Genomic DNA, 23,648 nt, shown 5'->3' on the forward strand with positions numbered 1-23,648 from the left:
CCATTGCGTGAGTCGCACAAGCAATCTTTTGTGTATGTTGTCCATTGATTTACCCATTGAATAACCCCAATGAAATTACATTCTGCTCGTTTTGCCTTGCCTTCCTTTCGCCGCACCCTGATCGGCGCCGCCGTCATGGCCTTCTGTTCCGGCCATGCGCTGGCCGTCCAGCCATTTACTGTCAAGGACATCCGGGTCGAAGGGATCCAGCGTACTGAAGCGGGCACCGTGTTTGCCTACCTGCCGGTGCGGGTCGGCGAAACGTTCTCCGACGAGAAGAGCGTTGCCGCCATCAAGGCCCTGTATGCGACGGGCATGTTCAAGGATGTGCGCCTGGAAGCCGATGGCGACGTGCTGGTGGTGCTGGTCGAGGAACGCCCGGCCATCGCTTCCGTGGCATTTACCGGGACCAAGGAATTTGAAAAGGACGTGCTGGTCAAGGCGCTGAAGGAAATCGGCGTCGGTGAAGCCAAAATTTTCGACAAGGCGTCCGTCGACCGCGCGGAACAGGAACTCAAGCGGCAGTACCTGTCGCATGGCTTGTACGGCGTGAAGATCACCACCACCGTCACGCCGATCGAGCGTAACCGCGTCAACGTGGTGTTCGCCGTCGACGAGGGCGACGTGGCCCGCATCAAGCAGATCAACATCGTCGGCAACAAAGCTTTCACGGACAAGGAACTGCGCGAGCAGCTGGCCCTGAACACGGGCGGCTGGTTCAGCTGGTACACCAAGGCCGATCAATATTCGAAGACCAAGCTGACGGGCGACATCGAGTCGCTCAAGTCCTATTACCTGGACCGCGGCTATATCGAGATGCAGGTCGATTCGACGCAAGTGTCGATCACGCCCGATAAAAAAGATATCTACCTGACGATCAACATCACCGAAGGTGAGAAGTACAAGATCGCCGGCACCAAGTTCGAAGGCGAGATGTTCGGCCGTGAAGAAGAACTGAAAGCGCTGAACCTGATGCGCGAAGGCGACATCTACTCGGGCGCACGCCTGACGGCCACGAACAAACGTATCCAGGACCGCCTGGCCACGTTCGGCTATGCGTTTGCCAACGTCAACGCCAATCCCGAAATCAACCGCGAAAAGCATGAAGTCGGCTTCACCTTCTTCATCGATCCGGGCAAGCGCGTCTACGTGCGCCACATGAATATCGCCGGCAACACCACCACACGCGATGAAGTCATCCGCCGCGAATTCCGCCAGTTCGAATCGTCCTGGTACGACAGCAACAAGATCAAGCTGTCGCGCGACCGTGTCGACCGCCTCGGCTACTTCAAGGACGTGACCATCGACACGCCGGAAGCGCAGGGCACGACCGACCAGGTCGACGTCAACGTGACGGTGGTGGAAAAACCAACCGGTAACTTCCTGATCGGCGGCGCCTTCTCGCAATCGGAGAAGTTCACCCTGTCGGCATCGATTTCGCAGGCCAACTTCGCCGGTAGCGGCAACACGGTCGGCATCGAACTCAATACCAGCCATTACAGCCGCACGATCGCGTTTTCGCAGACCAATCCGTACTACACGGACGATGGCATTTCGCGCAGCTTTGAAGTCTACCTGCGTACGACGGAACCGCCGGCGCTGAACATCGGCAGCTACAAGATCAAGCAGACCGGTGGCCGCGTCAGTTTCGGCGTGCCGTTCTCGGAAGTCGACACCGTCTTCTTCGGCATCGGCGCCGAGCGTTCGCGCATCGAAACCGACGTCACCAGCCCGATCCGCTTCAAGCAGTACGTGGTCGACAATGGCGGCCCGTCCGACGGTATCGGTTCGGCCACGACGAATTCCATCCCGCTGACGGCGGCATGGCAGCGCGACAGCCGCGACAGCGCCCTGACGCCATCGATCGGCCGCTACCAGCGCGTCAACCTGGAGGCTGACCTGATCGGCGACCAGAAATATTTCCGTGCCATTTATGAGCACCAGTATTTCCGTCCGTTGTTCAGCAAGGTCACCCTGGCGTTGAAGGGCGAGCTCGATTACGGCCACGGCATCGGCAATCACGTCTATCCGGTCTTCAAGAACTTCTACGGCGGCGGTATCGGTTCGGTGCGCGGCTACCTGAGTTCCTCGCTGGGCGCGGTCGAACCGAGCACCAACGATGCACTGGGCGGCGCTTCGCGCCTGATCGCGAACGCGGAACTGCAGATGCCATTCCCCGGTTCGGGCAATGACCGCAGCTTGCGCTGGTTCGGTTTCCTTGACGGCGGCCAGGTCTACCAGGAAGGCGAAAAAATGCGTCTGTCGCAATTGCGCTATTCTGCTGGCTTGGGCATCAGCTGGATTTCGCCGGTGGGCCCGCTCAAGCTGAGCTACGCCAAGCCGCTGAACGCCAAGCCGACGGACCGCCTGGAGCGCTTCCAGTTCCAGATGGGCACCGGTTTCTAACCGGCCATCTGAACGGGGGCGACAGCTTTTACTTTTTGACCATGGAGTATCATGAACACCGCATCCGCTACCCTGCCCAAGACCCTTGCCGTGATCGCATTGTGCTGGAGTTCGCTGTTGCCGGTGCAGGCGCAGGCTCAGGAGTCGAAGATCGCCTGGATCAGCAGCGAACGTATTTATAACGAGTCGAGGCTGGCCAAGCTGGCCAGCGCCAAGCTGGCCGAAGAGTTCCGCTCGCGCGAAAAAGCCGTGCAGGAACTGGCGGCCCGCTTCAAGGTGGCCAACGAAGCCCTGGAAAAGGACATGCCGACCCTGAGCGAGGCGGAGCGCGCCAAGCGCCAGCGCGAGTTTTTCGAGCTGGACAAGGAATTGCAGCGCCGCCAGCGCGAGTTCCGCGAAGACCTGAACCAGCGCACGAACGAAGAGCGCAGCGCCATCGCGGAAAAAGCCAACACCATCATCCAGCAGATGGCGCATATCGAAGGATATGACATCGTTCTGCAGGAAGCCCTGTGGGCCAGCCCGCGCATCGACATCACCGACAAGGTCTTGAAGGCGTTGGATAAGTAACAGTAACGGTTTCAAGCCTGGCAGTGCCGTAGCGAGCGGATGTGAGTTGTGGTTGAGAAGCGGAGCTGTGCGAATGCACAGTGAGCATCGGAGACCGCAAATCGCGCCGCGCAGTAGGCATAGTCAGGCGTTTTTATAAGGGTATATCGATGGGCACTCGACTAGGTGAATTGGTCGAACGCTTCGGCGGACAGTTGGCGGGCGATCCCAACCTGGAAGTTTCAGGGATCGCGCCGCTGGCTGACGCCGGCGCTTCGCACATCAGCTTTCTCAGCAATAGCAAATTCCGCGCACAGGCGGCCCAGAGCGGCGCCGCGGCGCTGATACTCACGCCGGCCGACGACGCGCTGATCGGCGGCGACTACGCCGGCGCGCGCATCGTCACACCGAATCCCTATGTGTATTTCGCGCGCGCGGCGCAGTACTTCGCCGCCCTGGCCGAGATCAAGGCGCCCGTGGGTATCCATGCCAGCGCCATCGTCGATGCCAGCGCGCGGGTCGACGCCACTGCCTCGGTCGGACCGCGCGCCGTGATCGAAGCGGGCGCCGTGATCGGCGCCGGCTGCGTCATCGGCGCCGGCTGCGTGATCGGCCGCGACGCCGTCATCGGCGCCGGCACCCAGCTGTTCGCCAACGTGACCTTCCACGCGCGCTGCGTGATCGGCCAGCGCGGCATCATCCATTCGGGCGCCGTGATCGGCACCGACGGATTCGGCTTCGCCAACGAAGGCGGCGTGTATATCAAGATTCCGCAGACGGGCAGGGTGGTGATCGGTGACGATGTCGATATCGGCGCCAACACCACCATCGACCGCGGCGCACTGGCCGACACCATCATCGAAGATGGCGTCAAGCTCGATAACCAGATCCAGATCGGCCACAACTGCCATATCGGCGCGCACACGGCCATGGCCGGCTGCGTCGGCGTGGCTGGCAGCGCCATCATCGGCAAGTACTGCACCTTTGGCGGCGCCGCCATGGTGCTGGGCCACCTGACCATCGCCGACCGCGTCCACGTGGGCTCGGGCAGCATGGTCTCGCGGTCGATCGCGGAGCCGGGCCAGTACACTGGTTTCTATCCGCTGGCGAAGAACGCCGACTGGGAAAAGAGCGCCGCCATCGTGCGCAACCTGTCAAGCATGCGCGAGAAAATCCGCGCGCTTGAAAAAACAATTAAAACACTGACCACGCAAGACGAAAAATGACTACTGAAAAAAAGACCCTCGACATCCTCGCCATCAAATCGCTGCTGCCGCACCGCTACCCGCTGCTGCTGGTCGACCGCGTGCTGGACTGGGAAGCGGATAAAACCATCACCGCCATCAAGAACGTGACGGTCAACGAAGAGTTCTTCCAAGGCCATTTCCCGCACAAGCCGGTGATGCCAGGCGTGCTGATGATCGAAGCGCTGGCGCAGACGGCGGCCCTGCTGTCGTTCCTGTCGATGGGCGTGAAACCGGACGAAAATTCGGTCGTGTACTTCGTCGGCATCGACAATGCGCGCTTCAAGCGTCCTGTCGAACCGGGCGACCAGCTGAAGATGGATGTGGAAATCCTGCGCGTCTCGCGCGGCATCTGGAAATACAAGGCCGTCGGTACGGTCGACGGCAAGCTGGCGGTGGAAGCGGAACTGATGTGCACCATCCGCAGCGCGCAAGATGCGAGCCAGTCTGCGAGCCAGCCAGCGGGACAGTAACATGGCGGCCATCCACTCCACGGCAGTCATCGATCCGAAGGCCGAGCTCGACAGCTCGGTCGAGGTGGGTCCGTACACCATCATCGGTCCGCACGTGCGCATCGGCGCTGGCACCAGGGTTGGCCCGCACGTGGTCATCGACGGCCACACGACGATAGGCTCCGACAACCACCTGTTCCAGTTTTCCTCCATCGGCGCGCAGCCACAGGATAAAAAATGGGCGGGCGAGGCGACGCGCCTGGAAATCGGCGACCGCAACACGATCCGCGAATTCTGCACCTTCAACACCGGCACCGTGCAAGGCGGCGGTGTGACGCGCCTGGGCAATGACAACTGGATCTCGGCGTATGTGCACCTGGCGCACGACTGCCTGGTGGGCAACAACACGATTTTTTCGAACAACGCGCAGCTGGCGGGCCACGTGGAAATCGGCGACTGGGTCATCATGAGCGGCTTCGCCAATGTGCACCAGTTCTGCAAGATCGGTGCGCATGCCTTTGTCGGCATGAGCACCAGCCTGACGCAGGACGTGCCACCATTTGTCCTGTTGAACGGCAATCCGGCGCAGGCGCATGGCGTCAATATCGAAGGCTTGAAACGCCGCGGCTTTACGCGCGAGCAGATCAACGGCATCCGTACCGCGTATAAACTCATCTACCGCTCGGGACTGACCCTGGAAGAATCCAAGGCAGCCCTGTTCGAAGAAGAAGCGGCAGCCTCGCCCGAGGTGGCGGAACATATTCGCGCCATGCGCGAATTCCTTGGCGTGGCGTCGCGTGGCATCGTCCGCTGACCATGCCAGCGACCTGTCGGTCGCCATCGTCGCCGGCGAAGTGTCGGGCGATCTGCTGGCCAGCCGGCTGCTGTCGGGCCTCGTGCCGCAGCTGCCCGGCGCGCGCTTCCATGGCATCGGCGGCGAGCACATGGCCAAGCAGGGTTTTGTGTCCGATTGGCCGCTCGACAAGCTGACCGTGCGTGGCCTGTTCGAGATCATTCCCCGCTACCGCGAGATCAAGGGCATCCAGAACGCGCTGCGCGACCAGCTGCTGGCCGAGCGTCCCGCCGTCTTCATCGGCGCGGACTATCCGGGTTTTAACCTGGGACTGGAACAGCATCTCAAGGAAGGCGGCATCCCCACCGTGCATTACATCGGGCCGCAGATCTGGGCCTGGCGCGGTGGCCGCATCAAGAAAATCATCAAGGCCGTGTCGCACATGCTGGTGATCTTCCCGTTCGAGGAAGAGATCTACCGCAAGGCGGGCGTGCCCGTCACCTATGTCGGCCATCCGCTGGCCGAGATGATTCCGTTGCAGCCCGATGAAGCGGCCGCGCGGCGTGTCCTGGGTTTGCCCGAAGACGCGAATGTCGTGACCCTGATGCCGGGCAGCCGCATGGGTGAACTCAAATACAATACCGTGGCCTTTGTCGGCGCCTGCAAGCTGCTGCTGGCGCGCGACCGCTCCTTGCGTTTCGTTGCACCCATGGCCGGCGAAAAGCAGCGCCAGTACTTCCTGCAACTGATTGCGGAAGCGGGCTTGCAGGACGTCGAGATATTGCTCACGGACGGCGGCTCGCACACGGCCATCTGCGCCGCCGATGCGGTGCTGGTGGCATCCGGTACGGCGTCGCTGGAAGTGGCGCTGTACAAGAAGCCCATGGTCATCGCCTACAAGATGATGCGCGCCTCGTGGGAAATCATGCGCCACATGGGCTACCAGCCGTGGATCGGTTTGCCGAACATACTGGCGCGCGATTACCTGGTGCCCGAGCTGCTGCAAAACGCGGCCAGCCCCGAAGCGCTGGCCGAGGCCATGTGGCTGCAGCTGAGCGACGTGCCGGGCCGTTTGCGCCTGGTACAGCGCTTCACGGACATGCATCACAGCCTGCTGCGCGACAGCGCGCAGGAAAGCGCGAATGCCGTCATGCAAGTCATCGCCGCCAACCGCAAGTGAGCACCGTTTCAATCGCAGTTCCTACCAAAGATTCAACGTGAAAAATATCTATCCCGGCCTGTTTGACGACTTGCCATTCTCGCTCGATGAAATCATCTGCGGCGTCGACGAGGCAGGCCGCGGTCCGCTGGCCGGCCCCGTGTTCGCCGCCGCCGTGATCCTCGACCCGCAGCAGCCCATCGACGGCTTGCGCGATTCGAAAAAACTCAGCGAAGCAAAACGCGACCTGCTGGCGCCGCAGATCAAGGCCAAGGCCCTGGCCTGGGCCATCGCCGAAGCGTCGGAAGAAGAGATCGACCGCCTGAACATTTTGCAGGCGTCGATGCTGGCCATGCGCCGCGCCGTCGAGGCCCTGGCCACCGTGCCGACCCTGGCCCTGATCGACGGCAACCGCTGTCCCGTGATGCCGATACGCGGCATGGCCATCGTCGGTGGCGACGACAAAGTCGATTCGATTTCCGCTGCCTCGATCCTGGCCAAGACGGCGCGCGACGCGGCCCTCGTGCACCTGCATGCGGCCTATCCCGAATACTGCTTCGACCAGCACAAGGGTTATGGCACCAAATTGCACTTGGAGCGATTGCACCTGCACGGCGCCTCGCCCGTGCACCGCCGCTCGTTCGCCCCCGTGCGCAATGTGATCGCGCTGTTTGGCGGACGGGAGGTGGCGGCATGAAGACGATCACTTCGCGCGACAATGCGCAATACAAGGATTTGCTGAAGCTGGCGGGCAGTTCGCAGGCGCGCCGCAAGTCGGGCCGCACCTTGCTCGACGGCGTGCACCTGTGCCAGTCGTACCTGCAGCTGCGCGGCATGCCCGAGCAGTGCATCGTCAGCGAAAGCGCCTTGCGCAATCCGGAAGTGGCGGAGATCGTCGGCCAGCTGGAAAGCCAGCGCGCGCATGTACTGGGCTTGCCCGACGCGCTGTATAACGCCGTGAGCCAGGTCGAACACGGCGTAGGCGTGATGTTCCTCATCGAGACGCCGGAACGGGCCGTCACGCAACCACTGAGCGTGTCGGCCGTGCTGCTCGATAACCTGCAAGATCCGGGCAACGTGGGGTCGATTTTGCGCAGCGCGGCCGCCGCCGGCATCACGCAGGTCTACTGCAGCGCCGGCACGGCCTTCTGCTGGTCGCCGAAGGTGCTGCGCGCGGCGATGGGTGCGCACTTCGTGCTCGACATCTTTGAAAACGTCGACCTGGCGGCGCTCGTTGCTGGCGCCAAGGTAGCAACGCTGGCCACCAGCGGCTACGCCACGAAGCAGCTGTACGACGTCGACCTGCGCCAACCGGTCGCCTGGCTGTTCGGCCATGAAGGGCAGGGAGTGGCCGACGACCTGCTGGCTATGGCCACGCACCAGGTGGTCATTCCCCACCTGGGCCAGATCGAATCGCTGAACGTGGCCGCCTGCGCCGCCGTCTGCTTCTTCGAGCAGCTGCGCCAGGGCCAGTCCTGAACAGGGTAGCCATGTCTTTTCCTCCGCTTGCCGATGGTGCCGCACGTGACGAGGCCTGGTGGCGCCAGGTAGCCGCGTTTTATCCCGCGCCGCCGGACGCCATCGTCAATCTCGAACATGGCTATTTCGGCGCCATGGCCGCGCCCGTGCAAGCGGCGTTCGAACAGGCCGTGCGCTACACCAACGAGCAACTGAGCCCTTTCGTGCGCGGCGAGTTCACGCGCACGCATGTGGATATCCTGCGCCAGCGCGTCGCCGCGCTGATCGGCGCGCAGCCGCACGAGATCCTGCTGACCCGCAGCGGCACCGAATCGATGCAGGTGCTGATCACGCAATACCACGCCCTGGCGCCCGGCGATACGGTGCTGTGGAGTAATCTCGATTATCCGGCCATGCGCACGGCCATGCGCTGGCTGGCGCAGCGCCGTGGCGTCACCAGCACGCAAGTCACATTGAGCCTGCCCATCAGCGATGACGAGATCATTGCCCGTTACGCGCAAGCCATGCGCCAGGCCGTCAATCCAAAATTGCTGCTGCTGTCGCAGGTGACGCCGGCCAACGGCCAGCAACTGCCGCTCAAGGACATCATGGCGCTGGCGCGCGAGCACGGCATCGACGTGCTGCTCGACAGCGCCCATGCGCTGGGACAGGTCGACGTGGACGTGCAGGCCATGGGCGTCGATTTCGCCGGTTTCAATCTGCACAAATGGCTGGGGGCGCCGGCGGGACTCGGTGTCGTGTATATCCGCGCATCGCAGCTGCACAAGATCGAGCCGCATTGTGGCGACGACGATTATCCGCTGGACGATATCCGCAGCCGCCTGCACATGGGCATGCCGCCGATCGGCGCCATCCTGGCCGCGCCTGCCGCGTTGGATTTCCATGCGCGCCTGGGCGGCACGCCGGCCAAGAACGAACGCCTGGCCTGGCTGCGCAATTACTGGGTCAGCCGCGCCGCGCAACTGCCGGGCGTGCGCATGTTGTCGCCGCTCGATGCGAGGCGTGGTACGGCGCTGGTCGCCTTTGCAGTCGATGGCATGAGCGCGCGCGATCTGCAGCAAGCCTTGCTGCAGCGTTTCGGCGTCTTTACCGTGCAGCGCAATATCGGCGATACCGATGTCGTGCGCGCCACGGTCGCCATCACGACCACCACCGGTGAACTCGATCAGCTGGTGGCCGCGCTGACGGTGCTGTCCAGCGAGGCGACCACCTGACAAAACCGACGCGCAGCGGGTCTGGTCAGGTGTTTTTCTCAGTATTCGCGGCGGTTCGGCTTAATCTCTTGCAAGATGGTCGTGGAGATCTCTTCGATCGACTTGGTGGTCGATGACAGCCAGCGTATTCCCTCGCGTTTCATCATTTTTTCCGCCTCGTTGACCTCGTAACGGCAATTTTCAATGGCCGCATACTTGCTGCCAGCGCGTCTTTCGTTGCGTATTTCCGACAAACGTTCGGGCGTAATGCTCAATCCGAAAATTTTATTCTTAAATTCCAGCAAGGCCGATGGCAGCTTGTCGCGCTCGAAATCGTCGGGAATCAGCGGATAATTGGCCGCCTTGATGCCATATTGCATGGCCAGATACAGGCTGGTCGGGGTCTTGCCAGAGCGCGAAACACCCACCAGAATGACATCGGCCGATGACAGGTTCTTGTGCGACTGGCCGTCGTCGTGCGCCAGCGAATAGTTGATCGCCTCGATGCGGTTCTTGTACTCCTCGCTGTCGACGATGTTGTGCGAGCGGCCGATGGTATGGGTCGACATGACGCCCAATTCCTGCTCCAGCGGGGCGACAAAGGTCTGGATCAGGTCCATGTGCATGCCGCTGGACTTGCGGATCACGGCCGACAGGTCGTTCTTCACCAGGGTGGAGAAAATGATCGGACGCTGGCCGTCGCTGGCAAACGCCTCGTTGATCTTGCGCGCCGCCTCATGGGCCTTGTCCATGGTGTCGATGAAGGGCAGGCGGATCTGGCGGAAGCGCAGATCGAACTGCGTCAGCACCGAGTGGCCGAACGTCTCGGCGGTGATGCCGGTGCCGTCGGAAACGAAGAAGACGGTGCGGGCCGCGGAGGGCAGAGGAGGGCGTGGTTCTTGTGTCATGGGTTTTCGGATCAAGATTGTGCGTCGTCAATTTGCGCCGCACAAGGTAAAATGGCTGCAACGGTATGATTGTGCTGCACGACGCCAAGAATAACAAGAAGACTGTCTGTGCGCCGCGCGTAAAGATTTCTATCATCAGTAAGGGTGTCATTATGACCAACGCAGTATCGCAACAGCAGGAAGACAAGGACGCGGTGTATGTTGCCTCGTTCGAGCATTTGCGCATGACGGATGTCGAATCCGTCGGCGGCAAGAACGCCTCCCTGGGCGAAATGATCAGCCAGCTGGCGGAAGCCGGCGTGCGCGTGCCCGGTGGCTTTGCCACCACGGCGCAGGCATTCCGCGATTTCCTGTCGTATAGCGCCAATGGCGGCTTGCCGCTGGCCGAACGCATCGCCCAGCGCCTCGAAGGGCTGAACATCGATGACGTGCGCTCGCTGGCGCAAGCCGGTGCCGAGATCCGTCAATGGATCGTGGAAACGCCATTCCAGCCACGCCTGGCCGCCGAAATCGACCAGTTCTACGCCAAGCTGGTGGCCGATTCCGACACGGAAATGTCGTTTGCCGTGCGCTCCTCCGCCACGGCGGAAGACTTGCCGGACGCGTCTTTTGCTGGTCAGCAAGAAACCTTCCTGAACGTGGTCGGCATCGACAACGTGCTCGAGGCCATGAAGCAGGTGTTCGCGTCGCTGTACAACGACCGCGCCATCTCGTACCGCGTACATAAAGGCTTTACGCACGCTGAAGTGGCCTTGTCGGCCGGCGTGCAGCGCATGGTGCGTTCCGACCTGGGTGCGGCCGGCGTGATGTTCACCATCGATACGGAATCGGGCTTCAAGGACGTGGTCTTCGTCACCTCCAGCTATGGCCTCGGTGAAACCGTGGTGCAGGGCGCCGTCAACCCAGACGAATTCTATGTGCACAAGCCGATGCTGGAAAAAGGCAAGTCGCCTGTGATCCGCCGCAATATCGGCTCGAAGCTGCTGAAGATGGAATTCACGAACGAAGCGAAAGCTGGCCGTTCCGTGAAAACCGTCGACGTGCCCGTCGAAATGCGCAACCGCTATTCGCTGAACGACAGCGAAGTGGTGGAGCTGGCCAAATACGCCGTCATCATCGAGAACCACTACGGCCGTCCGATGGACATCGAGTGGGGCAAGGATGGCCGCGACGGCAAGCTGTACATCCTGCAAGCGCGTCCTGAAACCGTCAAGTCGCAGCAAAAGGCGACCGACGTGCAGGAACGTTTCAAGCTGAAAAGCACGGGCACCGTGCTGACGTCCGGCCGCGCCATCGGCCAGAAGATCGGCGCCGGCCCCGTGCGCGTGATCCACGACCCGGCCGACATGGAGCGTGTGCAGCCAGGCGACGTGCTCGTTGCCGACATGACGGACCCGAACTGGGAACCGGTCATGAAGCGCGCATCGGCCATCGTCACCAACCGTGGTGGCCGTACTTGCCACGCTGCAATTATTGCCCGTGAACTCGGCGTGCCTGCCGTCGTCGGCTGCGGCGACGCGACCGACGTGCTGAAAGACGGCACGTTCGTCACCGTCGTGTGCTCCGAAGGCGACGAAGGCAAGATCTACGATGGCTTGCTGGAAACGGAAGTGTCGGAAGTGTCGCGCGGCGAATTGCCGAAGCTCGACACCAAGATCATGCTCAACGTCGGCAATCCGCAGCTGGCGTTCGACTTCCAGTCCGTGCCGAATGCCGGCGTGGGCCTGGCGCGCCTGGAATTCATCATCAATAACAATATTGGTGTGCATCCGCGCGCGATTCTCGAGTACCCGAACATCGACGCCGACCTGAAAAAGGCCGTGGAATCGGTGGCCCGTGGCCACGCTTCGCCGAAGGCGTTCTACATCGACAAGCTGGCAGAAGGCATCGCCACCATCGCCGCCGCGTTCTGGCCGAAAAAAGTCATCGTGCGCCTGTCCGACTTCAAGTCGAACGAGTACAAGAAGCTGATCGGCGGTTCGCGCTACGAGCCGGACGAGGAAAACCCGATGCTGGGCTTCCGCGGCGCGGCGCGCTACCTGTCTGCCGACTTCTCCGAAGCGTTCAACATGGAATGCGAAGCGATGAAGCGCGTGCGTAACGACATGGGCCTGACGAACGTGGAAATCATGGTGCCATTCGTGCGTACCCTGGGCCAGGCCGAGAAAGTCATCGACCTGCTGGCAAAGAATGGCCTGAAGCGCGGCGAAAACGATTTGCGCGTGATCATGATGTGCGAAGTACCGTCGAACGCCATCCTGGCCGACCAGTTCCTCGACCATTTCGACGGCTTCTCGATCGGTTCGAACGACCTGACCCAGCTGACCTTGGGCCTGGACCGCGATTCCGGCATGGAATTGCTGGCCGCCGACTTCGACGAGCGCGATCCTGCCGTGAAAGCCCTGCTGGCCCTGGCCATCAAGGCTTGCCTGGCACGCGGCAAGTACATCGGCATTTGTGGCCAGGGTCCTTCGGACCACCCTGACTTCGCCGTCTGGCTGATGGAGCAGGGCATCGAATCGATGTCCCTGAATCCCGACTCGGTGATCGACACCTGGCAAAAGCTCGCTGCGCTGAAAGCGTAAGCATCTTTACCGCCGTCTGAAACCCGCTGCCGCTCACCCGGCAGCGGGTTTTTTTATGCCTGCCATGCGGCGCACGGCAGTATCCGATGGGCTTGCGCCAGATCAGCTAAAATGATTCCACCAATACATTGAAACAGGAGTTCACATGGCAAGCAAGAAACCGAGCAAAGTTGCAAAGATCGACATCGGCATTTCCGAGGCGGACCGCGCGAAGATTGCGGAAGGCCTGTCCGGCCTGCTGGCCGACAGCTACACCTTGTACCTGATGACCCATAATTTTCACTGGAACGTCAAGGGGCCGATGTTCAACACCCTGCACCTGATGTTCATGACGCAATACACGGAGCAGTGGGCCGCGCTGGACCTGATCGCCGAGCGCATCCGCGCCCTCGGCTATCCGGCGCCGGGCACCTACAAGGAATTCGTCAAACTCGCTTCGATCAAGGAAATCGACGGCGTGCCGCCGGCGCTGGAGATGGTCAGCCATCTGGTCTCGGCACAGGAAGCGACCGCACGCACGGCGCGCCGCCTGTTCCCGCTGCTGGAAAAAGCCAATGACCAGCCGACGGCCGACCTGATCACGCAGCGTCTGGATTTGCATGAAAAGACGGCGTGGATGCTGCGCAGCCTGCTGGAAGAGTAATTGCCGGGCTGGTGGCGCTAATTCGCCCCTGGCTATTGACGCCATCCGGAATTGCGTTAGACTGCTTGTATATAGGTGTTTGGCAAGAATAATATCAGGCAGCACAGCGCATTAAACCCCGTCGCTTATATAGGCTGCGGGGTTTTTTATTTTCGGATTTATAAAGATGGAGGCATCATGGCTGAATGGGTAGGCTGGTTTGTAGCGGCTGGCGCGGTATTGATCCTGGAGCTGTTTACGGGCACGTTTTATCTGCTGATGATCGCCATCGGCGTCAGTGCGGGCGGATTGGTGGCGCTGGCGGGCGGAAATGGCAGCTGGCAGGCCCTGACGGCCGCTATTGTCGGCGTGGCGGCCACCCTGTTATTGCGGCGCAGCCGTTTTGGCAAGGCGGCGCGGCGCGATGCGGCGCAGGATCCGAATGTGAATCTCGATATCGGCCAAAGCGTGGCGGTCGCGCATTGGGTCGATGGCGCGGCGCGCGTCATGTATCGCGGCGCCTTGTGGGATGTGGAACTGATTCCCGGCAGCGATACGCAGGCCGGTCATTACACCATACGTGCCGTGCGTGGCAGCCGTTTGATTGTTGGATAACCTGGAGAATAAATTATGGAAGTAAGTATCGGAAGCGTGTCGCTGATCTTGTTATTGCTGGCGTTGGTATTTGTCTTCAAGACGGTCAATGTCGTGCCGCAGCAGCATGCCTGGGTGGTGGAGCGCTTGGGCAAGTTCCATGCGGTATTGGGTCCTGGCCTGAATATTGTCGTGCCTTTTGTTGACCGTATCGCTTACAAGCATGTGCTCAAGGAAATTCCACTCGACGTGCCGCCGCAGGTGTGCATCACGCGCGACAATACGCAATTGCAGGTCGATGGTATTCTGTATTTCCAGATTACCGATGCCATGCGTGCTTCGTATGGTTCGTCGAATTATATTGCCGCCATTACGCAATTGGCGCAAACGACCTTGCGCTCGGTAATCGGTAAAATGGAGCTCGACAAGACATTTGAAGAACGCGACCATATCAATACAGCCATCGTGAATGCCATCGATGAATCGGCGGCGAATTGGGGCGTCAAGGTATTGCGTTATGAAATCAAGGATTTGACGCCACCCAAGGAAATCCTGCATGCGATGCAGGCGCAGATTACGGCCGAGCGCGAAAAGCGCGCGCTGATTGCCGCTTCGGAAGGGCGCAAGCAGGAGCAGATCAATATCGCCAGCGGAGAGCGCGAAGCGGCCATCGCCCGTTCTGAAGGCGAAAAGCAGGCATCGATCAACCGCGCCGAAGGCCAGGCCACGGCCATCGTCGCGCTGGCGCAGGCCAGCGCCGAGGCGCTGCGCCAGGTGGGAGCCGCCATCCGCGAGCCGGGCGGCGAAGATGCCGTCAACCTGAAAGTAGCCGAGCAGTATGTGGGCGCCTTCGCGCAATTGGCGAAAACGAATAACTCGATTATCGTGCCGGCCAATCTCGGTGATATGAGCGGTTTGATCGCCACGGCGATGCAGGTGGTGAAAACGCAGAAGCCGAAAGGCGGCGTGGCTATTCCCTGATTGCCTGGCGAATAGCAAACTGGTAGCAAGTTTGCCGTCAAAACTGCCCGCCATATGGCGGGCAGTTTTCATTTGCGCTACCGGAATATGTGGTGGCAGCAGGGATCGAGTATCTGCGCTTGAACCAGTAACGTTGAAAATATTTTCTTTATGCTATGCTGTGCGCACTTTCGGGATTATATGCTGTCGTGCGACGCTTATCTTTTTGATTGAAGTAGAATCTGCTGCACCGATGTCCGCTACGGATGCCGGTGCGGGGTTTGGGGCGGATGGGCGATGGCCGATAGTATTGGCCTCATGTATATTTTGAATTGCAATTTAGAATTACTATAAATTGCAATGAAACAAAAAATACTGCAGAATAAATACGGCCGATAGCGCGGTATTGAATCGCCGCCGCACAGAACAGAGGTGCTTGCGCAGACGGTCAATGTGTGATGTCCGCCCCACTTGGTTGAAGGCAGCATCGCTTGAAAGCCGGGGGGAGTAGGATTTTTGGTAAAAGAATTGTAAAAAACAATCAAATCTTCAAAAAAATCACCTCAGTCGCGTTACAATTGGATAGAATTTAACTGTTCAGTTATATTTTTCAACTCACACAAGGAAATATCATGGATCTGTCCAGCTTATCCCTGTCCGAACTGCGCACCTTGCAGGACGACATCAAGAAGCAAATGAAGAAACGCGAACAGGACGATCTGTCCAAGGCGCGCGAACAAATCCTGGCGATCGCCCAGAGCGTCGGCGTTTCCGTGAAAGATCTGGTTGGTACGGGTATCCGCGCTAAAACCGGCACGGTTGCAGTGCGCTATCGCAATCCGGATGATGCGACGCAACAATGGACTGGCCGTGGCCGTCAACCGAAATGGGTCAAAGAATGGACCGATTCGGGCAAGTCGCGTGATCTGCTGAAGGTGTAATGTAATACGCCATTCATTCGGATGCTTGTCCTGTGGAGTAGTGCAGGGGTAATACCAGGCAGCACGCAAGCATCCGGAACTTTCCTCGTTATCGTCTTTGGCCAGGCAGGCAAAGCTGATTCACATCGCTTATCTTCCCGGTATTTTCGTCAATACCAGTCTTATTTCCGTCGTATCTCTTCCTTTCCCTGTTTTTATCCCGTTACGTTGTGCATTTCCGCTTGCCGCAGGCAATCGGCAAAATAAAACCCGGCATATAGCCGGGCTTGTTGGTATTGGCGCAGCACGCTGCGCGCAGTGCCGGATCAGCGGCGGTGCGATTTCATTGCCGCTTGCACTTCGCGCGCGCCATCGCGGTCGCGTTCCGCAGCCCGTTTGTCGTGCTGCTTCTTGCCTTTGGCCAGGCCGATTTCGCATTTCACGCGGCCGCCCTTGTAGTGCAGGTTGAGCGGGACCAGGGTGTAGCCGGAGCGTTCCACCTTGCCGATCAGTTTATCCATTTCCGTGCGGTGCAGCAGCAGCTTGCGCGTGCGTACGGCTTCCGGATGGATGTGGGTGGAGGCGGTCGGCAGGGCGCTGATATGCGCGCCGAACAGGAAGAGCTCATCGCCGCGGACGACGACGTAGGCTTCCTTGATTTGTACGCGGGCGTCGCGGATGGCTTTGACTTCCCAGCCTTCCAGCACGATGCCCGCTTCGTAGCGATCCTCGATAAAGTAGTCGTGGAAGGCTTTTCTGTTGTCTGCTATGGTCATGAGATGGTAAATGTGCGCGGGTCGGTTAAACTACTGTCTCGCGCAAGCGCGATAAAATCAAATGTATCCAACATCATAGCAAATGGTTCTTCAATGGCAGTAGTACATAAATCAGTTTTTCTCGGCTATAGCGCCGAACAAATGTTCGCGCTGGTGGCGGCGGTGGAGGATTATCCCAAATTCCTGCCCTGGTGCGGTGCGGTCGAGATTCGCGAGCGGGGCGAGAACACGGTTGTTGCCAGCGTGGGCATACATTACCACGGCGTGCGCCAAAGCTTCACCACGTCCAACGAGAACGTGCCGCCGTCATCCATCAAGATGAAGCTGGTGGACGGCCCTTTCAAGACCCTCGATGGCGTGTGGACCTTCAAGGCCCTGCGTGAAGATGCCTGCAAGATCGAACTGGACCTGCACTACGAGTTTTCCAGCCGCGTACTGGAACAGATCATCGGCCCCGTCTTCGGCATGATCGCCAACAGCATGGTCGATTCCTTCTGCAAGCGCGCGGAGACCGTGTATGGCTGACGCCAGCATCCACGTGCAAGTCTGCCACGCCTTGCCGGATAGCAGCTTCCTGCGCGCCTTGACGGTGCCTGCAGGCACCACCATCGAACAGGCGGTGGCACAGAGCGGCTTGCTGCAGGCCATCCCCGGCATCGACCTGACCATCAATATGGTGGGCATCTATGGCAAGAAGAGGCCGCTCGATACGGTCTTGCACGAACATGACCGGGTGGAAGTGTACCGCCCCTTGCAGGCGGACCCGAAAGAGGCACGCCGGCGCAGGGCTGGCGGCAAGCCTGCCAAGGGCTGAGCGGGCAGGGTGGCCGCTGCCTGGCGCGCGCCATTTTTGGCTATTTTCAAATATCTTTTCTATGCTGCAAGGACGGAGGGCGCTTTTTTCTGTATAATCTGCTTTTGCGCCAATAGGAAATGCTATGCGTCTACTTCAAAAAGCACTCACATTCGATGACGTGCTGCTCGTCCCAGCCTACTCCAACGTTCTGCCCGCCGATACGTCCCTCAAAACTCGCCTGACCCGCAATATCACCTTGAATATTCCCTTGCTGTCCGCAGCCATGGATACGGTGACGGAAGCCCGTCTGGCAATCGCGATGGCCCAGGAAGGCGGCATCGGCATCATCCACAAGAATTTGAATCCGAAGGACCAGGCACGTGAAGTGGCCCGCGTAAAGCGTTTCGAAGCAGGTGTGCTGCGTGATCCGATCACGATTCCGCCGGAAATGAAAATCCGCGACGTGATCGCGCTGACGGAACAATACGGCATCAGCGGTTTCCCTGTCGTCAAAGGCAAGGAAGTCGTCGGCATCATCACCAACCGCGATTTGCGTTTTGAGCAGGAACTCGACGCGGAAGCTTCCGCCAAGATGACCCCGCGCGAAAAGCTGGTGGTCGTCAAGGAAGACGCCGATACGGCCGAAGCCAAGCGCCTGATGAACAAGCACCGCCTCGAGCGCGTGCTGGTCGTCAACGACGCGTTTGAGTTGCGCGGCCTGATCACCGTCAAGGATATCCAGAAGTCGACTTCGCACCCGTTCGCGTCGAAAGACAGCCAGGGAAAACTGCTGGTCGGCGCTGCCGTCGGCGTGGGCGCCAAGGATGAAGAGCGCATCGACCTGCTGGTCGCTGCCGGCGTCGACGTGCTGGTGGTCGACACGGCCCACGGCCACTCGCAAGGCATCCTCGACCGCGTACGCTGGATCAAGACCAAGTACCCGCAAGTCGAAGTGATTGGCGGCAATATCGCTACGGCTGCTGCCGCCAAGGCGCTGGTGGAATACGGCGCCGATGCGGTCAAGGTCGGTATCGGTCCTGGCTCGATCTGCACCACGCGTATCGTCGCCGGTGTGGGCGTACCGCAAATCACGGCCATCTCGAATGTGGCCGAAGCACTGGAAGGCACGGGCGTGCCGTGTATCGCCGACGGCGGTATCCGCTTCTCGGGCGACATTTCCAAAGCGCTGGCCGCTGGCGCCTCGACCGTCATGATGGGTTCCATGTTTGCCGGTACGGAAGAAGCACCGGGCGAAGTGATCCTGTACCAGGGCCGCAGCTACAAATCGTACCGCGGCATGGGTTCGCTGGGCGCGATGTCCGATGGTTCGGCTGACCGCTATTTCCAGGACGCCACCATGAAGGCCGACAAGTTCGTGCCTGAAGGTATCGAAGGCCGCGTCGCCTACAAGGGCAGCGTGCTGGCGATCATCTTCCAGCTGGTGGGCGGCGTGCGTCAATCGATGGGTTACTGCGGTTGCGCCACCATCGACGAACTGCGCGAAAAAGCGGAATTCGTGGAAATCACCTCGGCCGGCATGCGCGAGTCGCATGTCCATGATGTGCAGATTACCAAGGAAGCGCCGAATTACCGTTCCGAGTAAATAGCGACACACCAGACCGGCGCCTAGTGCGCCGGTTTTGTAATGACCTCAGATAAAGTCCCCATCATGCATTCTAAAATCCTCATTCTCGATTTCGGTTCCCAAGTCACCCAGTTGATCGCCCGCCGCGTGCGCGATTCCGGCGTGTTTTCCGAAGTCTTCCCGTATGACGTCAGCGACGAGTTCGTGCGCAACTACGGCGCCGCCGGCGTGATCCTGTCGGGCAGCCACAATTCCACCCTGGACGGCGACTCGCCGCGCGCGCCGCAAGCCGTGTTCGAGCTTGGCGTGCCCGTGCTGGGCATCTGCTACGGCATGCAAACCATGGCGGCTCAATTGGGCGGCAAAGTGGAAAACGGTCTGGTGCGCGAATTCGGCTACGCCGAAGTGCGCGCCCGCAGCCATACCAAGCTGCTCAACGGTATTGCCGACTTCGTTACCGACGAAGGCCATGGCATGCTGAAAGTGTGGATGAGCCATGGCGACAAGGTGCTGGAAATGCCGCCAGGCTTCAAGCTGATGGGCAACACTCCGAGCTGCCCGATCGCCGCCATGGCCGACGAAGAGCGCCAGTTCTACGGCGTGCAATTCCACCCGGAAGTGACGCATACGGTGCAGGGCAAGGCCATGCTCGGCCGTTTCGTGCATGAAATCTGCGGCTGCAAATCGGACTGGAACATGCCCGACTACATCAGCGAAGCGGTGGAAAAGATCCGCGCGCAAGTGGGCACCGACGATGTCATCCTGGGCCTGTCCGGCGGCGTCGATTCCTCCGTCGCGGCAGCGCTGATCCACCGCGCCATCGGCGACCAGCTGACCTGCGTTTTTGTCGACCACGGCCTGCTGCGCCTGGACGAAGGCAAGATGGTGATGGACATGTTCGCCAAGAACCTGGGCGTGAAAGTCATCCGCGTCGATGCGGAAGACCAGTTCATGGGCCACCTGGCCGGCGTCACCGATCCTGAGCAAAAGCGCAAGATCATCGGCCGCGAATTCGTCGAAGTCTTCCAGGTCGAATCGGGCAAGCTGGTCAACGCCAAATGGCTGGCGCAAGGCACGATTTACCCGGACGTGATCGAATCGGCCGGTAAAGGTAAAAAAGGCCAGACCATCAAGAGCCACCACAACGTGGGCGGCTTGCCGGACACCATGAAGCTGAAATTGCTCGAACCCTTGCGCGAACTGTTCAAGGACGAAGTGCGTAAACTGGGCGTGGCTCTGGGCTTGCCGCATGACATGGTCTACCGCCACCCATTCCCGGGCCCGGGCCTCGGTGTGCGCATTCTCGGCGAAGTCAAGAAAGACTATGCCGACCTGCTGCGCCGCGCCGATGCCATCTTCATCGAAGAGCTGCGCAACACGCCGTATGAGCCGGTCGTGGTTCCTGGCTTCGACCAGGATAGCGTTCCGACCAACTGGTACGAAGCGACGAGCCAGGCGTTTGCCGTCTTCCTGCCCGTCAAATCGGTGGGCGTGATGGGCGATGGCCGCACCTACGAATACGTGGTGGCCCTGCGCGCCGTGCAAACGCAGGACTTCATGACGGCCCACTGGGCGCACCTACCGCACAGCCTGCTGGGCAAGGTCTCGAACCGCATCATCAATGAAGTGCGTGGCATCAACCGCGTCGTCTACGATATCTCGGGCAAGCCGCCGGCGACCATCGAGTGGGAATGATTTGATGTCTAGCAACTGCTGGCACTGATAGGCAGTAAACCACACCTAAGCCCGTGATTTCACGGGCTTTTTTGTTATTTTGTCTGGCACTATGTAATCAACGGCCGCCAGGAGACCGTTACCTTCGGCCGCTATGGCGTCGGCGGCATGACGCTGGCGGAGGCGCGCGAGAAGCTGGGCGAGGCAAAGAAACTGATCACGGCCGGAAAGTCCCCGGCGAAAGAAAAGGCGCGGAACAAGGCCCGCGTCAAGGACGCCGAGACAAGCGGCGGGATCAGCATCCGTGAATCATGTACCTGAGTCCCCGATATGCTCGCCACCAGAGGCAGACCGCGTTGATCGATGAGCAGATGGGGCTTGCAGCCAAGCTTGCCCCGGTCGGTTGGATTGGGGCCGGTATGCTTTCCGCCGAGGGGTTTCTTTGGACGACGTTTTGTTTAGGCGTTCCAAGGCAGGCTTTTCCTGCCTCTTGCCTTCAATAAGATCAGGTTTAGGACAGCGCGGTTTAGCAGAAAGATGTGCAACAAAGGTTGGAGATGGAAGCTGGAGAGTCGCAGGCAAGACGCAAGCTTTGGACGGTACGGCAGGTAGGTGTATGATCTATTCGAAACGAAGAGTAGCAGGCAATTGAGCGGCAAATTACTTGGACTTGCCTTTGTATCAGGGCAAGATTTCAAGTAAGCTGCCGCCCGACTGTACTTTAGCGGTTGAGGATTGCCTCAGTTGTCGCGCCGTTCTTCACTTCGACTGTTCGCACAACCAGGCCGCCTTGTTGATCAAGAAGGCCCAAGCGCCGTGAATATTCATTATCCGAAATGGTTTCCCAATTCACATTACTGAGTACGTAGTATTGACCTGGTGGAACTTCATTAAACTCAAAACGACCTTCACCATCAGTAGTTTTAGTTTTATCATAGGTCGAGTAGCGTGGATCCTGAGAGACTGCTGCTGCCCTGCCTTCCATGAGTACCGCCTGGTACCACTGTTGCCTGTACTTTGTCACCGGTATTAAAAGTACTGCATTCCCGGCACCTTTTTTCACGGTGCCGCCCACTGTTTTCGCAAAGACTTGACCTTTTACAATACCGGTGCCACTTTTAGGAAGTGCATCATATTCGACGGCGTCAAATGGCAACGGTGTGAAGCTTGGACGTTGAGGTGCCACGCAGCCTCCAAGTAGTGCTGCAAGGGATGCGACCAGTACAATTTTTGTAATTTTCATCAGTTTATTTTCACTAAGATAGGAGAATCAGCGTTGGGTGTTGCAGTTGACAGTACCGCACTTCAAATTGGCATGACGGAACCTCTTGAATTATTGCATAATTTCACTGACGGTTTTAGATCCTATGTTTAAATTTTAGAGATTTAAATCGATCGCGCGATATACCCAGCAATGATTGGTAATCCCCCCATTTTTAGAGCGCTTTAGAAGTAGAGGTTAAGCGGCCATGGCAAGCTTCTGTTTTGGCGTGATGCCGTCAGGTGCCATGTCGCGTCAGCCGTGATCGCTATTGCTACTCCACCACCAGCGCGCAAAGTCCCCCATCTGGCCGAGCGCACGAAGCAGATGACGGGCTAGTTTATCGTAGCCAATTATGCCGTTATTGCTCTCAGAAGCAGATGCTCTGTTGCTTACTCGGTCGGATATGTCATCCTTCGCCGTACTTTATGGCAAGGGCAGGCCATTTTGATTGAGCGCGGTAGTAGTCTCTGTAGGGCAGGCGGATAGGAAGGCCCGGCGTGATCTCGTCGTAGGATCAGACAACGATATCAGCACCCACTTGGTGCTTGGCAGAAGGCCAAAGGTCTCAATACGATTTATCTACTTCTTATTTACGCAGAACTATGGTGCGGGAGAGGCCAAACCACTGGTGACAATTCATTCTGTAGTTCTGTTGGCGGCTCCAAGCGCATCTTTTGATTATTGTTTGACCACTATCAAGGATATCATTACCCTGATGAAATTACCTTCTCTTGCATGAATATCGTTGATCTATAAGACTGCATGTATAGGCTGGTAACACCCCATCTATCCCGCCATAGAGAAAGAACGCAGTATGAAGCATTCATTTGGTGATCCCTGGACCCAGATTAAGTTCGACATGCTGCGCAGGTGTTCGTTTGTTCGCAGAATTGACCCACTCTGTTTGATGCGCCTTCCACTGCCTGGCAAACGCTGCCACGCGGTCGTATGACCCTGCATAGCCCATTTCTTTCAGGTCCTCATGGATCTGCTTCAAATTGTGCCGCTGCTTACGCGGCTTCGTCGTCTCGGCCTTGAGCCACCCGGATAGCAGCACCGAGTATTTGTCTAATCCGCTAACTGATCGCCGCTCCGCATAGGAGGGCTTAGTGGTTTCCGATCACAGATAGCGTCGGACGGTATTGCGTGATATATCCAGTCGCCAGGCGATTTCTCGTCAGGCAGACCGAGACGAGCATGGCAGTCTATCGTCTCACTCCTCTTTTTCAAAGATGCGGATCTTCGCGCCGCCCTGGTAGTCCTGCAGATCCGTTTCGCCATCGATGCGTATGTCGCCCTTCAATATCACCTCCACGCTGATATCGACTCTTTTGATGCGAAACGTTTCAATGTCGGTTGGGTGTATATCGATTTCCATGGAAATCGAGGCGCCTGGCGCGATCGTGGTGAATTTCGTCTTCAGCGCCGGATTGGCCAGGCCACGGCGGGCGTAGGTAACGGCGCCGGTATCGGTGTCGATGAATTTGACGATCGGGCCCGACTTGCGCAGGTAGTCGAGCGGAAAACCGATATCGCGGCTGCCATCGTTGCGGATGGTGACCAGCACGTCGATCGGCTTGCGCTCATAGACGCAGCCAGCGTTGCCCAGGCATTGCAGGGAGATGGAGAGGGGCGCGTGGGTGCTCGTCATGGTGTTTGCTTTCAATGGTAGTGCCATCAGCATGGCAT

At 59.2% G+C, this 23,648-nt stretch carries 22 protein-coding genes and 2 pseudogenes; 19 read left to right on the plus strand and 5 right to left on the minus strand.

From position 1 onward, the window contains the following. Positions 1–69 precede the first annotated feature (69 nt). The 9 genes from bamA to SKZ59_RS23200 all read left to right on the plus strand — a co-directional run bounded on the left by bamA (position 70) and on the right by SKZ59_RS23200 (position 9,296). The gene (gene bamA / locus SKZ59_RS23160; protein ID WP_219328429.1) at positions 70–2,406 is read left to right on the plus strand and encodes an outer membrane protein assembly factor BamA; all 2,337 of its coding nucleotides are present in this window, start codon (positions 70–72) and stop codon (positions 2,404–2,406) included. A 51-nt stretch (positions 2,407–2,457) separates the two neighbouring features. Next, positions 2,458–2,976, plus strand: a complete 519-nt coding sequence (locus tag SKZ59_RS23165) for an OmpH family outer membrane protein (RefSeq protein WP_051991282.1) — start codon at positions 2,458–2,460, stop codon at positions 2,974–2,976. Positions 2,977–3,125: 149 nt separating this feature from the next. Next, entirely contained in the window at positions 3,126–4,181 is a 1,056-nt protein-coding gene (lpxD, locus tag SKZ59_RS23170; RefSeq protein ID WP_319993057.1) for a UDP-3-O-(3-hydroxymyristoyl)glucosamine N-acyltransferase, read from the plus strand. Continuing rightward, positions 4,178–4,672, plus strand: coding sequence for a 3-hydroxyacyl-ACP dehydratase FabZ (gene fabZ, locus SKZ59_RS23175; RefSeq protein ID WP_034752234.1), 495 nt, complete (start codon positions 4,178–4,180; stop codon positions 4,670–4,672). The genes lpxD and fabZ overlap by 4 nt, the downstream gene beginning before the upstream one ends. 1 nt (position 4,673) lies before the next feature. Beyond that, a complete protein-coding gene (gene lpxA / locus SKZ59_RS23180) occupies positions 4,674–5,465 on the plus strand; it encodes an acyl-ACP--UDP-N-acetylglucosamine O-acyltransferase (RefSeq protein WP_319993058.1) in 792 nt (263 codons plus the stop codon). Continuing rightward, a complete protein-coding gene (lpxB, locus tag SKZ59_RS23185) occupies positions 5,449–6,624 on the plus strand; it encodes a lipid-A-disaccharide synthase (protein WP_319993059.1) in 1,176 nt (391 codons plus the stop codon). The genes lpxA and lpxB overlap by 17 nt, the downstream gene beginning before the upstream one ends. Before the next feature lie 37 nt (positions 6,625–6,661). Further along, the gene (gene rnhB, locus SKZ59_RS23190; RefSeq protein ID WP_319993060.1) at positions 6,662–7,300 is read left to right on the plus strand and encodes a ribonuclease HII; all 639 of its coding nucleotides are present in this window, start codon (positions 6,662–6,664) and stop codon (positions 7,298–7,300) included. Beyond that, the gene (locus SKZ59_RS23195) at positions 7,297–8,082 is read left to right on the plus strand and encodes a TrmH family RNA methyltransferase (RefSeq protein WP_070304018.1); all 786 of its coding nucleotides are present in this window, start codon (positions 7,297–7,299) and stop codon (positions 8,080–8,082) included. Before rnhB ends, SKZ59_RS23195 begins: the two co-directional genes overlap by 4 nt. 11 nt (positions 8,083–8,093) lie before the next feature. Further along, a complete protein-coding gene (locus SKZ59_RS23200; protein ID WP_319993061.1) occupies positions 8,094–9,296 on the plus strand; it encodes an aminotransferase class V-fold PLP-dependent enzyme in 1,203 nt (400 codons plus the stop codon). A 38-nt stretch (positions 9,297–9,334) separates the two neighbouring features. On the opposite strand, the gene SKZ59_RS23205 is transcribed toward SKZ59_RS23200, so the two are convergent. Beyond that, positions 9,335–10,183, minus strand: a complete 849-nt coding sequence (locus tag SKZ59_RS23205; protein ID WP_034752226.1) for a pyruvate, water dikinase regulatory protein — start codon at positions 10,181–10,183, stop codon at positions 9,335–9,337. 152 nt (positions 10,184–10,335) lie between these two features. Between SKZ59_RS23205 and ppsA the strand changes: the two genes are divergently transcribed. From ppsA to SKZ59_RS23230, 5 genes are all read left to right on the plus strand, one after another. Then, on the plus strand, positions 10,336–12,768 hold the full coding sequence (gene ppsA, locus SKZ59_RS23210) for a phosphoenolpyruvate synthase (protein WP_034752367.1): 2,433 nt from the start codon (positions 10,336–10,338) through the stop codon (positions 12,766–12,768). Positions 12,769–12,913: 145 nt separating this feature from the next. Next, positions 12,914–13,411 (plus strand): Dps family protein, encoded by a 498-nt coding sequence (locus SKZ59_RS23215; protein WP_046684974.1) that lies wholly within the window; start codon positions 12,914–12,916, stop codon positions 13,409–13,411. A gap of 177 nt (positions 13,412–13,588) precedes the next feature. Further along, positions 13,589–14,005 carry an NfeD family protein gene (locus SKZ59_RS23220; RefSeq protein ID WP_034752222.1) on the plus strand — a complete coding sequence of 139 codons (417 nt, stop codon included), beginning with the start codon at positions 13,589–13,591 and terminating at the stop codon, positions 14,003–14,005. Between the two features lie 15 nt (positions 14,006–14,020). Next, positions 14,021–14,965 carry an SPFH domain-containing protein gene (locus SKZ59_RS23225; protein ID WP_034752220.1) on the plus strand — a complete coding sequence of 315 codons (945 nt, stop codon included), beginning with the start codon at positions 14,021–14,023 and terminating at the stop codon, positions 14,963–14,965. Between the two features lie 611 nt (positions 14,966–15,576). Continuing rightward, complete coding sequence (locus tag SKZ59_RS23230) at positions 15,577–15,885, plus strand: H-NS family nucleoid-associated regulatory protein (protein WP_010397665.1); 309 nt, start codon at positions 15,577–15,579, stop codon at positions 15,883–15,885. 305 nt (positions 15,886–16,190) lie between these two features. On the opposite strand, the gene smpB is transcribed toward SKZ59_RS23230, so the two are convergent. Continuing rightward, positions 16,191–16,640: an SsrA-binding protein SmpB gene (smpB, locus tag SKZ59_RS23235; RefSeq protein ID WP_034752217.1), complete on the minus strand. Its 450-nt coding sequence runs from the start codon at positions 16,638–16,640 to the stop codon at positions 16,191–16,193. 93 nt (positions 16,641–16,733) lie between these two features. On the opposite strand from smpB, the gene SKZ59_RS23240 reads away from it, so the two are divergent. From SKZ59_RS23240 to SKZ59_RS23260, 5 genes and pseudogenes are all read left to right on the plus strand, one after another. After that, entirely contained in the window at positions 16,734–17,165 is a 432-nt protein-coding gene (locus tag SKZ59_RS23240; RefSeq protein WP_034752216.1) for a type II toxin-antitoxin system RatA family toxin, read from the plus strand. Further along, complete coding sequence (locus SKZ59_RS23245; RefSeq protein WP_319993062.1) at positions 17,158–17,454, plus strand: RnfH family protein; 297 nt, start codon at positions 17,158–17,160, stop codon at positions 17,452–17,454. The genes SKZ59_RS23240 and SKZ59_RS23245 overlap by 8 nt, the downstream gene beginning before the upstream one ends. 124 nt (positions 17,455–17,578) lie before the next feature. Then, positions 17,579–19,039 (plus strand): IMP dehydrogenase, encoded by a 1,461-nt coding sequence (gene guaB, locus SKZ59_RS23250; protein WP_034752206.1) that lies wholly within the window; start codon positions 17,579–17,581, stop codon positions 19,037–19,039. 66 nt (positions 19,040–19,105) lie between these two features. Further along, positions 19,106–20,716 (plus strand): glutamine-hydrolyzing GMP synthase, encoded by a 1,611-nt coding sequence (gene guaA, locus SKZ59_RS23255; RefSeq protein WP_034752205.1) that lies wholly within the window; start codon positions 19,106–19,108, stop codon positions 20,714–20,716. Between the two features lie 78 nt (positions 20,717–20,794). Then, positions 20,795–20,986: pseudogene (locus SKZ59_RS23260) on the plus strand (Arm DNA-binding domain-containing protein); the annotation flags it as partial. Here the strand turns inward: SKZ59_RS23260 and SKZ59_RS28185 are convergent. The 3 genes and pseudogenes from SKZ59_RS28185 to SKZ59_RS23275 all read right to left on the minus strand — a co-directional run. Beyond that, positions 20,980–21,132, minus strand: a pseudogene (locus SKZ59_RS28185) (IS5/IS1182 family transposase); the annotation flags it as partial. The pseudogenes SKZ59_RS23260 and SKZ59_RS28185 sit on opposite strands and share 7 nt — an antisense overlap. Positions 21,133–21,416: 284 nt before the next feature. After that, a complete protein-coding gene (locus SKZ59_RS23270; protein WP_139143435.1) occupies positions 21,417–21,938 on the minus strand; it encodes a hypothetical protein in 522 nt (173 codons plus the stop codon). A gap of 1,234 nt (positions 21,939–23,172) precedes the next feature. Further along, positions 23,173–23,610 (minus strand): hypothetical protein, encoded by a 438-nt coding sequence (locus tag SKZ59_RS23275; protein ID WP_319993063.1) that lies wholly within the window; start codon positions 23,608–23,610, stop codon positions 23,173–23,175. Between the last annotated feature and the right edge of the window lie 38 nt (positions 23,611–23,648).

Source organism: Janthinobacterium sp. GMG2 (assembly GCF_033949445.1).
Lineage (GTDB): Bacteria > Pseudomonadota > Gammaproteobacteria > Burkholderiales > Burkholderiaceae_D > Janthinobacterium > Janthinobacterium aestuarii.